The sequence below is a fragment of the Vibrio sp. OPT20 genome, assembly GCF_963889365.1.
Classification (GTDB): domain Bacteria; phylum Pseudomonadota; class Gammaproteobacteria; order Enterobacterales; family Vibrionaceae; genus Vibrio; species Vibrio splendidus.
The window spans coordinates 84,531-98,753 of record NZ_CAWPOA010000075.1; the positions used below are offsets into that span (position 1 = coordinate 84,531).

A 14,223-nucleotide genomic window follows, 5' to 3' on the forward strand; every position below is an offset into this window, starting at 1 on the left:
ACTAGACTTCCTTGGTCACGCGCATCACTTCTTCTAGGGAAGTTACCCCTTTCAGAACTTTGCTCAAGCCATCATCTCGAATGCTTGGTGTTGTGCCACGAATTGCTTTATCAATCGCCTGCTCACCCGCTTCACTGTGAATCAGCTCTTGTACTGAGTCATCAATCATCAGCAGCTCATGAATACCCGTACGACCTCGATAACCCTTATGGCCACACTCTTCACAACCTTTGGCATGGTAAAGCGTCAGGCTTTCTTTCTTCTTCAACCCAAACAGTTTCTTCTGCTCTTTATCGGCTTCATAAGGTTCTTTACATTCGTTACATAAAGTACGAACCAAGCGCTGAGCCAAAACACCCAGCAGTGAAGAAGAGATCAAGAAAGGTTCAATGCCCATATCACGCAGACGTGTAATCGCACCGACGGCAGTATTGGTATGCAGAGTCGACATAACTAAGTGACCTGTCAAAGAGGCTTGGACAGCGATCTCTGCGGTTTCCAAATCACGGATCTCACCAATCATGACCACATCAGGATCTTGACGAAGAATGGCACGTAAGCCTCGCGCAAAGGTCATATCAACCTTAGGGTTCACTTGTGTTTGACCAATGCCATCGATATCGAATTCGATCGGGTCTTCAACGGTTAAAATGTTTCGTTCATTGCTGTTGAGTTCTTGCAGGCCTGCGTACAGGGTCGTCGATTTACCTGAGCCTGTCGGGCCAGTCACCAAGATAATGCCATGTGGGCGCTGAATCAGCTTACGGAAGTTTTCGTGGTTCTCTGCTGTCATACCTAAGCTGTGCAAGTCTAGACGAGTGGCGTTTTTGTCCAACAGACGCATTACCACACGCTCACCGTGCGAAGAAGGCATGGTTGAGACACGAACATCAACCGCTCGACCACCGATACGCAGAGAGATACGGCCATCTTGTGGCACGCGTTTTTCTGCAATATCCAGTTTAGCCATAACCTTGACACGTGAAACCAATAGCGGAGCCAGTTTACGGCTTGGCGCTAGAACATCACGCAGCACACCATCAACTCGGAAACGGATACAAAGTGACTTTTCAAAGGTTTCGATGTGTATATCCGAAGCACCCTCTTTGATCGCCTCACCCAGCATCGCATTGATTAACTTGATGATTGGTGCATCATCTTCTGATTCAAGTAAGTCTTCGTCTTGAGGTAGTTCTTCCGCTAGTGAGAAGAAATCATCACTATCAGCACCAATGTCTTCCATTAGCTGACGAGCTTCTGACGAGTCACGCTGATAAGCATCGGTCAGCTTTTTATCAAACTCATCGAGAGTAATCGCTTGTGGCGTGAAACCATTTTTCACCACTCGACTCACTTCAATGATCGCCGCCGATTTCAGTGGCTCAACATAATAAAGTATCGGTGCGCGCTCTGGATGTTGATACTCCAACACCATCTTATAGCGATTCGCAAAGCTAAACGGCAAGCGCTGATAAGTACGTGCCGCCCCTACCAATTCAGCCATTATTCTTGTTCCATTTGATCGATGAAGGCTTGAATTTCAGCCGGGTGATTCATGTCGGCACCAAATTTAGGCAATACCGGGATGTTATCATCTGCCATTAATTTCAGCCCTTGCTCAGCCTTGTACAACTGCTCAGCACGGATGAAGTTGTATTTACGCTGAGTGATACCATCGGCTGTCATACCATCACGAATAATGGTTGGTTTGATGAAGACCATTAAGTTCTTTTTTTCAACCTGAGTACTGGTTGATTTGAACAGGTGTCCTAGAACAGGGATATCACCCAAGAACGGCACCTTAGATTCACTTTCCAGTGCTCGCTCGTCAATCAAGCCACCAAGCACCAGCATTTGACCGTCTTGAACAATCACTGACGTATTTAGCTGACGCTTAGCAAAACGCACATCAACCGCACCATTGGCGCCCAATACGTTCGATACTTCTTGTTCTATTTGCAGCTGAACTGAGTCACCTTCATTGATTTGTGGCACGACTTTTAGCTTGATACCCACTTCTTTACGTTCAACCGTTTGGAATGGGTTATCGTTACTTGAGCCTGCGGTCGAGCCAGTTAAAACAGGCACCTCTTCGCCCACAATGAACGACGCTTCGCCGTTATCCATCACGGTGATACTTGGAGAAGATAGGATATTTGAATTTGAATCGGTCGCTACTGCACTGATCAAGGCGGTCCAGTCACCCATCACTACGCTCATTGCGGCGCCATTAACGCCAGAAAGAGCAGAAGCCAATGTAGAATAATCGCCTTCTTCTGTCGTGGTTTCATTACGTAAGAAGTTATTATTTTCATCATAAACAGCTTTGGTTGTTGTTGAATCTTTTGCTTCTTCTAGGCCAACCATCACACCACCAATGGAAGCGCCAGTGTTGCTGTACTGAATCATGGCACCCGTTTCAAGGTTACCCCATTGCACACCAAGGTTAACGCCGTCACCTTCGGCCATTTCGACAATCAGTGCTTCAATCAATACTTGAGCACGACGAATATCCAGCTGTGCGATCACATCTTGAAGCGCATTCATGATGTCCGGCTGTGCGGTAATCACTAAAGAGTTGGTGTCACTGTGAGCGGAGATCATCACTTGGTTACGTTGCGATGAGCTGCCTTTGGTTGAAGATTGCTTTTCTGATTGCAGGTTGTCCGACACGCCTTTCAGCACATCAACTAAATCTTCTGCTTTTGCGTACTTAAGGTAAATAACTTGGTTGTTGCCCTTGGTTGCCATTTCAACATCAAGCTGTTCAATCAGCCTTCTTAAACGGCTACGTACTTTAGGGTCGCCTGAGATAAGAATCGCGTTGGTACGCTCATCAGCAACTAATTTAGGTTGTAGGAAGGCAGGTGTATTTTTAGCATCTGTGGTTTTGCTTAACGCATCAACGATACGTACCATTTCTGCCGCAGAAGCATTCTTTAGCTCAACGACTTCAATCTCTTTATCACCCGCTTGGTCAACGCGCTTGATGATTTCAGCTAAACGATTAACAACGGCTGCACGGCCAGTAATTAGGATGATGTTGGCTGGGTCGTAGTGCACAACGTTACCCGCGCCTGCATTGTCGTTTAGTTGACGAAGCAGAGGAGAAAGTTCACGCACCGAGACATTACGAACCGTTACAACACGTGTCACCACGTTGTCGCCTTTGATCGTATCACTGTCTCCAACAACTGGAATTGCCGATGTTTTCGAATCCTTGGCCTTGATGATCTTAAGAACACCTGAGTCCATTTCGACAACCGCGTAGCCATACACTTCCAATACGTTTAGGAAGAAGCTGTAATATTGCTCTTCATTGAGTACGTCGTAGCTGCGTACATCGATTTTTCCGCGCACCGAAGGGTCAACGATGATCGTCTTCTCTAGGTTACGACCAACAATATTAATAAACTCTTGAATATCAGTGCCTTTAAAGCTGGCACTAAAATCACTCGCGATGGCTGCGGGTGTGCAGATTAAGCTTCCTGCCAATAACCATGCACTTTTCTTAAACCAATGCTTCACGTACTTCTCCTACACTTTCGTCCTTCGTTAGACGCAAAGTTTTAAAATTCAATAAACACTTCATGTTGTTGACCATCTCTCTCGACGACGAGGTTTAGCTCTGTCAGCTCTGAGATAGAACGGAATATGTTGCCCATAGCAGCAGGGTCTGTCAGGTCTTGTCCATTTAACTGAGTGGCAATATCTCCGTTTTGGAGCCCAACAGAGTTAAAAAGTTCTGAATCTTTGCCAGGGCTCACACGATAACCAATCACTTTACCGTCGCGTTTCACCTGAGACAGTCGAACATATTGGAAGATTTGTTGCGGATCTTTCATTATCTTCGCTTTAATTTCATCTAGCTTCTCTTCTGCAGAAGCTGGGTTGTTGCCACGCACAGAAGAAGAGGTACGAGGTGGCGCAGGCGCTGATACAGACAAACGCTTGTACTCAATACCTTCAAGCATCAGGGTTTCGTCTCGACCTGAGTTATCAATAATCACGCGATCGACTAATACCGCTTTTAACTTAGCTCGCGTACCTTCGATCTCTTCATTAATGCCGTAGGTTGCTTGTGTGCCGCGATTGGCAATCACAGCCAAGCTCAGCTTTGGATTTGAACTGGCTACTGCACCCACTAAAACGAGGTTCAGTCGCGTCTTTGGCGCATCTTGGATAACTTGCTGCTCAACCACAGCAGGCGTGGTTGGGTTATAAGCACCAAACATATTGCTCTGCTGTAAAGAAGAGATATCAAGAGTCGATTGAGGAGCAGAAGACGAGGAAGCCGTTGCTGCCCATGGCACGACGGTTTGCTCAGCAGGTTCAATAAACCATGCAAGCTGTCCTAAAATCCATGCGGAAGCTGCGATCAACACACAACAAAGAACAAGGCTCAGTTTCTGCTGGAGTAAAAATCCATTCTCTAAAAATCGGCTCAGCACCGGAGAGTTATCCATGCGAAGTTTGAGCTCTAAAAAGTTCACGTTCCCTAACCCTTTCTATAACGAATAAAGCTGTAACCTACTAAACTATCAGCTTTTTTGTTCATACATTCTGTTCCTGCTTATTAAAAGCATAAGATCCTGAACTATATCATAGCAAATCTATAAATCGGCATTACCTGAGCTATTTTGTAATCTTCCTTGAAAAAAAAGCCAATCGCCTCCACATAAGCTTCTACTAAATGTGATAAGCGTCATCAAATAAAATAAGTTGCATACTGTGAATAACAGTTAAACCGCATTCATTTCTAACTGAAAAGGCACTGTCCTATATGAAAACGACTAATGAAGCTGTCAGACTCGATAAATGGCTGTGGGCAGCACGCTTTTATAAAACTCGTTCAATTGCTCGCAACATGGTCGATGGTGGCAAAGTCCACTATAATGGTCAGCGCAGCAAACCCAGCAAAATCGTAGAACTTGGGGCAGTGATTACCCTGCGCCAAGGGAATGAAGAAAAGACGGTCACCATAGAGAAAATATCCGCACACCGTGGCGGGGCGCCAGTCGCTCAAACCCTCTATGAAGAAACCACCGAAAGCTTGGCAAAAAGAGAAGAGTTTGCACAACAACGCAAACTGAATGCTCATAGTCCAGCACCAGAACGTCGCCCAGATAAAAAGCAACGTCGTGACATCATTAAGTTCAAGACTCAATAAGCTAGAAGGAATAGCCAAATGGCAGACCCAATGTCTACAAGTAATGTTTTAAATCGCTACCTATTTGAAGACCTATCAGTACGTGGTGAATTGGTACAGATGGACGAAGCATACCAACAGATTATTTCTAGCAAGGAATACCCAGCGCCAGTACAAAAGCTGTTGGGTGAGCTACTGGTTTCAACGACGCTACTAACGGCGACTCTAAAGTTTGAAGGTTCTATCACGATGCAACTGCAAGGTGATGGTCCAGTATCTCTCGCTGTTATTAATGGCGATAACGATCAGAAGATTCGTGGTGTTGCGCGCTTTGACGGTGATATTGCTGACGACGCTGGCCTGCACGACCTTATAGGTAAAGGCCACCTAGTGATCACTATCGATCCTAAAAAAGGTGAGCGTTACCAAGGTATCGTTGGTCTTGAAGGCGAAACACTTGCTGACGTTCTTGAAGGTTACTTTGCTAACTCAGAACAGCTTAAGACTCGTCTGTGGCTACGTACGGGTGAACATGAAGGCAAAGCACACGCTGCAGGTATGTTGCTGCAGGTTATGCCAGACGGCACCGGTACGCCAGATGACTTCGAGCACCTAGAGCAGTTAACTGACACGGTTAAAAACGAAGAACTATTCTCTCTAGAAGCGAATGATTTGTTGTACCGCCTATATAACCAAGAGAAGGTTCAGGTGTTTACCCCTCAACCTGTCGAGTTCTTCTGTGGTTGTTCTCGTGAACGCAGTGGTGCCGCTATCATTACCGTTGCTCAAGAGGAGATCTACGACATCCTGAGTACGGAAGGTAGTGTTGCTCTTCACTGTGATTACTGTGGCACAAACTACTCGTTCGATAAGAGCGACGTTGATGCACTGTACGCAGAAGCAGCAGATAAAGGCGACAATACGGTTCATTAATTTACAGCGTACCAAAAACACGTAATTTACCCCAAAAAGGTCAGCACTAAGCTGGCCTTTTTTGTGATCAAAATAGCGCAAAGCCCGTAACATCTCGTAATAAAATCACCGCTTAATTTTAATCAATTAATAATGTTCTCGCCCCTAGCGCAAAGGTTTGCGTACAGGATAGACTAGTCGGGCCAATATGTGACGAGACGCTTAAAACCTCACGGTTAATATGGATATTTTTTGAGCTGTATCCCTGTTTCCCCCGAGCCTCGTTGCTAGCATGGTGAGCAGATAACAATAAAAAATTAATACAAAATCCCTACAAAATATCCTACAAGGAGCACCTATGACCGTTATGGAACATACTAAGGCTGCACAAATTGATCTAACTAAGCACGGACTGACTGGCGTTACTGAAGTTCTTCGTAATCCTAGCTACGAGCAGTTATTCGTTGAAGAAACACTGCCAGGTTTGGAAGGCTACGAAAAAGGCGTAGTAACGGAACTAGGCTCTGTTGCGGTTGACACTGGTATCTTTACTGGCCGCTCACCAAAAGATAAGTACATTGTTAAAGATGACACTACGCGCGATACCATGTGGTGGTCAGATCAAGGCAAAAATGACAACAAACCGATTACAACTGAAGTATGGAGTGAGCTGAAAGAGCTTGTGACAACTCAGCTATCTGGCAAGCGCCTGTTTGTCATTGACGGTTACTGTGGTGCTAACCCTGATACGCGCTTAAGTGTACGTATTATCACTGAAGTAGCTTGGCAAGCGCACTTCGTTAAGAACATGTTCATTCGTCCAACTGACGAAGAGCTAGCAACGTTCGAACCTGATTTCGTGGTAATGAACGGTGCTAAAACAACGAACCCTAACTGGGAAAAGCAGGGTCTAAACTCTGAAAACTTCGTTGCTTTCAACCTAACAGAGCGCGTTCAAATCATCGGTGGTACTTGGTACGGCGGTGAGATGAAGAAAGGCATGTTTGCAATGATGAACTACCTGCTTCCTCTGCAAGGCATTGCTTCAATGCACTGTAGTGCAAACGTTGGCGAAGAAGGCGACGTAGCTGTATTCTTCGGCCTATCAGGTACCGGTAAAACAACCCTATCAACCGATCCTAAGCGTGAGCTAATCGGTGATGATGAGCACGGTTGGGATGACGATGGTATCTTCAACTTCGAAGGTGGTTGTTACGCGAAGACTATTCGTCTATCTAAAGAAGCAGAACCAGAAATCTACAATGCAATCCGTCGCGATGCTCTGCTAGAAAACGTAACGGTTCGTGGTGATGGTTCTATCGATTTCGATGACGGTTCAAAAACAGAGAACACTCGTGTTTCTTACCCGATTCACCACATCGACAACATTGTTAAGCCAGTATCAAAAGCCGGTCACGCTCAAAAAGTTATCTTCCTAACAGCGGATGCGTTTGGTGTGCTACCACCAGTATCTAAGCTGACTCCGGAGCAAACTAAGTACCACTTCCTATCTGGCTTCACAGCTAAGCTAGCAGGTACAGAGCGCGGTATTACTGAACCAACACCAACGTTCTCTGCGGCATTTGGTGCGGCATTCTTAACTCTTCACCCAACTCAGTACGCTGAAGTGCTTGTGAAGCGTATGGAAGCGGCTGGCGCTGAAGCTTACCTTGTGAACACTGGTTGGAATGGCACAGGCAAACGTATCTCAATCCAAGATACTCGCGGCATCATCGACGCTATCCTAGATGGCTCAATCGACCAAGCTGAGACTAAGGTTATCCCTATGTTTAACCTAGAAGTACCGCTAGCGTTGCACGATGTTGACCCAGCGATTCTTGACCCACGTGATACTTACACTGACCCACTACAATGGGAAAGCAAAGCGAAAGATCTAGCAGAGCGCTTCATCAACAACTTTGATAAGTACACAGACAATGCTGAAGGTAAGTCACTGGTTGCGGCAGGTCCTCAACTAGACTAACCCAACATCTGCTCGGGCTTAGCCAAAAGCGAACGCCCAATTTAAAATGATATTTTTGTAGCAAGCCCCTCTTTTGAGGGGCTTTTTTGTTGCTGCTTGCCCCTTTTTGTTCCACTCTGTTTTGAGACTATTGAAATTTAAGGCTTTCAGGGAATGAAAAAGGTATTCATGGTGATTGGCATTGTGGTGGCCATCATCGTTGCGACTATCGCAGCGTTGTTATTAAGCCTACAAACTCAATACCGATCGGATGTTGCTAACTTTTTTATCAAGCATACGCTTGAACAACCTGTACTCATTGAAGACGTTGAGTATCAGGCGCCTTATCACATCACCTTGATGGGCATTACCCAAAGCCAACCTGATAAACAAAAACCTCTCTATATCGACAAGATCGATCTTTGGTTCAGTCCCAGCTCGATTACAGAAGCTAAACTGGTCTTGGACTCCGTCTTGATCAGTGGCCTACAGTTGGAAATAAGCGATCTAGAGGCATTCACGCCGTTATTCACCCAACCAAACATCAAGCTCCACCAGCTAGCCATCAATAATCTCGACTTTTCGACCCCAGACTTTAATGCGCGAGGCATCGACCTCCAGATCTCCGATCCAACGTGGGATGACAACAACGTATTACTGCCTTATGGCAAAATCCAACTCTCAGCCACGCAGCTGTATTGGCAAGGAGAAGCCTTCGATAACCTGTTGTTTGACCTAGACTTAAAACCTAGTGACAGCACGCTTTATGGCGCTTCATTTGACTGGCGCGGTGCCAAGATTTCAGGACAAGCAGAGCAGTATCAGCAAGATTGGTCATTGGTGAATGTGACCGTTGATGGCTTACGACTCAATCAGAAACAGACCCAAAGCCTACTAAGCAAAGAGTGGGATGTAGCCGGTATTCAGATCAATCACATCAATAGCTTAGATATTCTGCGCAGCGACGTGGAATGGCAAGATGGTCACCTCGCAGCTTTTGATGCCTCACTAGAAAATATCCAACTGCCTTTTGAGCTGTGGAAGCAACAGAAAGCCATTTTCTCTCTGCAAGCAGAGGGGGTGACCATTGATGATGACATGTTCATAGAGCCAAGTATCAAGCTCAATTTAGATCCGAACCAGATTCTGATTGAAGACTTCTATACTCAATTCTTACAAGGCAGTATTCAGCTTAATGGCGAAGTCACCCCTAGCAGCATTCAATTAGCTCAGCTCGACCTGCAAGGCATAAAGTGGATTACGGAAAGCCAAGATAAAGTTCTACCATCCGCTCGCCTATTGCCTTGGCTGACACAGCTTCAGCAAGCCTCTATTGACCGACTTAATATAGAACGTAGCCAACTTATCCAACTCGCAAACAAACCTTACTGGCAGGTCTCAGGGCTGCATGTCGAAGGACATCAGGTTCAACTGCTGCAACAGAGAAAGTTAGGACTGTGGCAAGGCAAGTTGATGGTTAGCGCCAACGATGCCAGCTATCAAAATATTGTCAGTGTTCAACCCGTGGTTGAAATGAATAGCGAACAAGGGAAATGGACGCTGACACGCCTGTTTATGCCACTAAAGCACGGCTACATTGAAGCCAACGCGACACTCGACTTCAACCAAATCAGTAAGCCATGGAGCTTAGATATCTCTGCCGATGGGCTACCCATAGCACCCATGCTGCAGCAACTCGAATTACCGCTCGATGCAACCGGCTATGGTGAGTTTGAACTTCAAGCCGCAGGCTTGTATGGCGATTCGTTGATGCTCGGTTATTCAACCACAGGGCAACTCACTGGCAGTGTTCGCCAAGGTGTGATGACCTTTGACGATAAGCTTTCTGAAACATCGACCGATAACGTGTTTGAAATCCCAGAGCTTAATGCGAATTTTGACCGTGGTCGCTTCACTCTCGAACCCATGCACATTATTGGTGCATCCTCAGCAGAGCAAGGTACACAAAGAGTTCAAACGCTCAACGGTGAGGTCTCTGGAGAGCTCGATTTGCTAGAAACTAGCAAACACACTCTATCCATTTCGTTATCGGACCAATGCCATCAAATCTCAGGAAAGCTCACCCAAGCTGAGTATTCCGAGATTAACGACTGCCAACAAAAAAGCGCCACTCCATAGGAGTAGCGCCTTCTATCTTTAATCTTTATCTGTATCTGTATCTGTATCTGTATCTGTTAGCCAGTGTCAGCTATACGCTTACGTTGGAGTCTGTTGATAATCGCTTTTTGTAGTCAGGGATCAGCATATAGGTTCCCGTAAACTCAACCGCTTCCACATCGCCACTGTTAATGGTCACATGAATGATGATGCGAGCTTTTCTGCCAGACGCGAGGCGATCTAAATCGCCACTGATCCCATCCAATGACGTAGATGCGACTGGGTTTTGCTCGACTGGGTGACGATAACGAATATTACTGTCTGCCAGTACGATATCACCGGTCAGCCCACGTTCTTTCATCAGTAGCCAAGTCATTCCCCAACCCGTTAGAGTCGCCAAGGTAAAAGCTGAGCCAGCAAACATGGTGTTATGAGGGTTAAGGTTGGGATTCAATTGAGCGCTACACTCAAACTGATAACCCGTGTATTGGTTAATCTTGATGCCCATTTTGTCACTGATCGGGATCTGATTTTCCCAACGCTGCTGAAGCTCATTACACCATTCTGGTTTGCGCAGTACATCAGCCATTGGGTCAAGAGGTTTCACCATCTGTTGGTGACGCACAGGGCCGCGTTGATCGTTAATTTCACCACGACGTTCAAACTCATTCTTCTCATAGAATGAGATCGCATCTTCACGTGCATTACACACCAAACGCTTCGCCCCTTCTTGACGTGCCAGTGACTCTAGCGCAACCAAGATAAGTGAGCCCATGCCTTTACTTTGGCGAGATTTCTTCACCGCCATATAGCGAATCTGCCCCTCTAGATCTGGGGTGATATAGAGACGACCAATCGCCATCGGGCGACCTCGACCATCGACAATCATGCGATGGTGACTCATGGCATCGTATTCATCGCGCTCTGAACCTACCGGCATTCGCCAAGGTTCACGGAGCATCTGCCAGCGAAAATGGTAATACTTGTTCAGTTGATTTTCGGTGGTCGGTGTTATGAGTTTAAACATGCTTATTCCTTTAAGCCTAAACCTGCAGCCAGAATGTTACTGGGCCATCATTAACCAAAGACACTTTCATGTCGGCTGCGAATCGGCCACGTTCCGTTGGCAACACTGATTCACACTGGTCAGAGAAATAGTTGTAAAGACGCTCTGCATCTTCTGGGTGAGCACCACGAGAAAATCCTGCTCGTGTGCCTTTCTTAGTATCAGCTGGCAGAGTGAATTGAGAAACCACTAATACCTTACCTTCTACCTGCTTTACATTAAGATTCATTTTATCGTCTTCATCTCCAAAGACACGATAAGTGGTCACTCGTTCCATCAAACGTTTGGCTTTGGCTTCGTCATCACCTTTTTCTACGCCTAACAGAACCAATAAGCCTTGCTCAATCTCACCCACTACTTCGCCATCAACACGGACGGCAGCTTCACTTACTCTCTGGATCAGTGCTATCACTGTTGTTTCCTTGCTCTGTGATTTTTTCTTTATCCGACGAGTGTACCATTTCTTGAGAGTCACTCCACTGTTCCTGCTCGCCCAACGCGGCCGTCACCTCAGCACCCACCAACACAATCAACCAGCACAAATACACCCAGACAAAAAGAATGGGAATCGCCGCTAATGCGCCATAAATCAATTGGTAAGAAGGGAATTGAGTAATGTAAGCCGCGAAGCCTTTCTTACTGAGTTCGAACAACAGAGCCGCAACCAGAGAGCCCGCTGCCGCATGAGAAAAGTGTATCTTTTTGTTGGGAACCAACAGATACAGACCGAAAAACGCAAAGAATGAGGTAATCAAAGGGAGCTTGCGAATCACGGTATTAAAGGCACTCGACACGACTTCGTTTTGTAACAAGTTCAATGATGTCACATACGACGTTGCAGCAATGCTCGCCCCAATCAAAATAGGTCCAAGCGTTAGCACCATCCAATACATTGAAAAGGACAATACGGCCCGACGCTTTTCTGTTACTCGCCAGATGTAGTTAAGGTTCTTATCGATGTTGGAGATCAGCATCAATGCCGCAATGAATAAGAACACACTGCCCACCGCTGTCATTTTTCCGGTATTGGCAACGAACTCGAGTAGAGCACCATGCACCGCATCCCCAGATGCTGGAACAAAGTTGGTAATAACGAAGTTTTGAATCACTAGGCCAACATCAGCAAAGACTGAAAATGACGATAAGATAGAGAGCAAAACCGTCAACATCGGTACGATCGAGAGCAAAGTAATGTACGCCAAGTAACCCGCATTCACATTGACCCTATCGTGCGTCATTCGCGCCAAAAGATAGCGGGAAAACTGAATGCTCCCTGTGACTGCGTTTTTTATCTTCAACTTGTAACTCCCTGGTAACTCGTTCATAGTCCTAATTAATATTCCGTTGTATTAATCACAGTAAGTAAGGGTTCAAAAATAGCGTAGGAAAAAGGCTTGAGAACAAGGCAGAGTTTTTTGATAAGTAGTTATTCTACAATCAAAAATTCTAACGCTGTTATCGAGCATTTTAACAAGCTAGGTTGAGCAGTTATTTACTACGATTGATATTATTTAACTATAGGAAACTAGGATGCCTTATTTAATAGTTATAGTCCTCTCTATTTTTACTCTTACTGGATGCCAATCAGCTTATTACTCCGCCATGGAGCAAGTGGGTTACCACAAGCGTGACATTATGGTCGATAGAGTGGAAGACGCTAAAGAGTCGCAGCAGGATGCTCAGGAAGAGTTTACTAGCGCACTTGAAGCCTTGAGTAGCCTGACGAATTTCAGTGGCGGCGACCTTGAAGACATGTACAACCAAATCAACGATAAATACCAAGACAGCGAGAAAGCGGCACAAAATGTCAGTGATCGCATTGCTGCGATTGAAGACGTGTCAGATGCGCTGTTTGCAGAGTGGCAGAGCGAGTTAGACCTCTACACCAGTGCTTCACTGCGCCGTTCGAGTGAACAAAAACTGCGAGAAACCCAATCGTCTTACAAGACCATGCTTTCAGCAATGAAACGCGCTGAGAAGAAAATGGACCCGGTACTCAATACCCTTCGCGACAATACGCTTTATCTAAAGCATAACCTCAATGCGAGTGCTGTCGGTTCGTTGCAAGGCGAATTTATGAGCTTGGAGAAAGACATCGCCTACGCGATAGAACAGATGAATGCTGCAATAGCAGAATCGGATAAGTTCCTAGCTCAGCTGAACCAGAAGTAGCGCTACAGATAAAGAACACGATGCAACCTATCATTATTACTGGCGGCCCCGGAGCCGGGAAGACAACACTGATTAATGCCTTGGGTGACATGGGTTACCCAACCTTCGCTGAGTCCTCTCGCCAGTTAATAGAACAGCAGAGCCAACTTGAGAACGGTATCTTACCTTGGTTCGACCTACCGGGCTTTGCTCGCCTGTGTCTCACTGTCATGAATGAACAAAAGGAACAGGCCAACCAGCATCCGGTTGCGTTTCTCGATCGCGCCATTCCAGATATCTGCGGTTACTTAACTCAGGCAAACCTTGAGATTGACGAAATCTACCGAGAAGCTAGCCAAGGCTATCACTCACAAGCCTTGTTCTGTCGCCCTGAGGCATCGATTTATATTCAAGATGAAGTGCGCCCTTACCCCTTTGAAGAAGCATTAGAGATTCACCACGCGTTGGTCAGAGTCTATCAAGAGCTTGGGTATGAGGTTGTCGAGGTGCCATTTATGTCAGTCGAAGAGCGGGCTCTATTTGTTAAAAGCCACCTAGGTATCAAAAGCTAGATCCCCACTCGGTCGTCCCTCCCTCTTGAGGATGACGAACACTTAAATGCTCTTCGTATCTCGCATCTCGTTTACTCGCATCTAAACAAACTTCCGTCATTCCCTACAGTGAGGAACGAACGTGATAGGGAATCTCTTGGATGCCGTAAAAGAAAGATTCCAGATATCTCGTCCCTCAATTCTGGAATGACGATTCGATAAATAAATATGGAACACGCTCTTCGTATCTCGCATCTCGTTTACCCGTATCTACTCCAACACCACATAAAACAAAAGCCCCGAGCAGCTAGGC

At 45.9% G+C, this 14,223-nt stretch carries 12 protein-coding genes; 6 read left to right on the plus strand and 6 right to left on the minus strand.

From position 1 onward, the window contains the following. Window position 1: 1 nt before the first annotated feature. Genes gspE through gspC form a run of 3 tightly spaced genes read right to left on the minus strand, consistent with a single transcriptional unit; the run spans window position 2 to window position 4,466 of the window. Window positions 2-1,504: a type II secretion system ATPase GspE gene (gene gspE / locus AACR09_RS16715; RefSeq protein WP_004735599.1), complete on the minus strand. Its 1,503-nt coding sequence runs from the start codon at window positions 1,502-1,504 to the stop codon at window positions 2-4. Further along, on the minus strand, window positions 1,504-3,528 hold the full coding sequence (gene gspD, locus AACR09_RS16720) for a type II secretion system secretin GspD (protein ID WP_114634179.1): 2,025 nt from the start codon (window positions 3,526-3,528) through the stop codon (window positions 1,504-1,506). The genes gspE and gspD overlap by 1 nt, the downstream gene beginning before the upstream one ends. 41 nt (window positions 3,529-3,569) lie before the next feature. Further along, a complete protein-coding gene (gene gspC, locus AACR09_RS16725) occupies window positions 3,570-4,466 on the minus strand; it encodes a type II secretion system protein GspC (protein WP_193834453.1) in 897 nt (298 codons plus the stop codon). A 317-nt stretch (window positions 4,467-4,783) separates the two neighbouring features. Here gspC and hslR point away from each other — a divergent pair, with 317 nt between their 5' ends. From hslR to AACR09_RS16745, 4 genes are all read left to right on the plus strand, one after another. Beyond that, complete coding sequence (hslR, locus tag AACR09_RS16730; protein WP_004735595.1) at window positions 4,784-5,170, plus strand: ribosome-associated heat shock protein Hsp15; 387 nt, start codon at window positions 4,784-4,786, stop codon at window positions 5,168-5,170. Window positions 5,171-5,188: 18 nt separating this feature from the next. Beyond that, the gene (hslO, locus tag AACR09_RS16735) at window positions 5,189-6,082 is read left to right on the plus strand and encodes an Hsp33 family molecular chaperone HslO (RefSeq protein WP_054542068.1); all 894 of its coding nucleotides are present in this window, start codon (window positions 5,189-5,191) and stop codon (window positions 6,080-6,082) included. 337 nt (window positions 6,083-6,419) lie between these two features. After that, the gene (gene pckA, locus AACR09_RS16740; protein WP_004735593.1) at window positions 6,420-8,045 is read left to right on the plus strand and encodes a phosphoenolpyruvate carboxykinase (ATP); all 1,626 of its coding nucleotides are present in this window, start codon (window positions 6,420-6,422) and stop codon (window positions 8,043-8,045) included. A 153-nt stretch (window positions 8,046-8,198) separates the two neighbouring features. Next, complete coding sequence (locus tag AACR09_RS16745) at window positions 8,199-10,163, plus strand: AsmA family protein (protein WP_228010411.1); 1,965 nt, start codon at window positions 8,199-8,201, stop codon at window positions 10,161-10,163. 70 nt (window positions 10,164-10,233) lie between these two features. On the opposite strand, the gene AACR09_RS16750 is transcribed toward AACR09_RS16745, so the two are convergent. Genes AACR09_RS16750 through AACR09_RS16760 form a run of 3 tightly spaced genes read right to left on the minus strand, consistent with a single transcriptional unit; the run spans window position 10,234 to window position 12,533 of the window. Then, window positions 10,234-11,169 carry a bifunctional GNAT family N-acetyltransferase/hotdog fold thioesterase gene (locus AACR09_RS16750; RefSeq protein ID WP_004735591.1) on the minus strand — a complete coding sequence of 312 codons (936 nt, stop codon included), beginning with the start codon at window positions 11,167-11,169 and terminating at the stop codon, window positions 10,234-10,236. 16 nt (window positions 11,170-11,185) lie between these two features. Continuing rightward, window positions 11,186-11,620: a D-aminoacyl-tRNA deacylase gene (gene dtd / locus AACR09_RS16755; RefSeq protein ID WP_004735590.1), complete on the minus strand. Its 435-nt coding sequence runs from the start codon at window positions 11,618-11,620 to the stop codon at window positions 11,186-11,188. Next, window positions 11,592-12,533, minus strand: coding sequence for a virulence factor BrkB family protein (locus AACR09_RS16760; protein ID WP_017086963.1), 942 nt, complete (start codon window positions 12,531-12,533; stop codon window positions 11,592-11,594). The genes dtd and AACR09_RS16760 overlap by 29 nt, the downstream gene beginning before the upstream one ends. Window positions 12,534-12,738: 205 nt before the next feature. On the opposite strand from AACR09_RS16760, the gene AACR09_RS16765 reads away from it, so the two are divergent. Both AACR09_RS16765 and AACR09_RS16770 read left to right on the plus strand, forming a co-directional pair. After that, the gene (locus AACR09_RS16765) at window positions 12,739-13,380 is read left to right on the plus strand and encodes a DUF2959 domain-containing protein (RefSeq protein ID WP_017079335.1); all 642 of its coding nucleotides are present in this window, start codon (window positions 12,739-12,741) and stop codon (window positions 13,378-13,380) included. Window positions 13,381-13,400: 20 nt separating this feature from the next. Beyond that, a complete protein-coding gene (locus AACR09_RS16770) occupies window positions 13,401-13,931 on the plus strand; it encodes an AAA family ATPase (protein WP_193834444.1) in 531 nt (176 codons plus the stop codon). Window positions 13,932-14,223 lie beyond the last annotated feature (292 nt).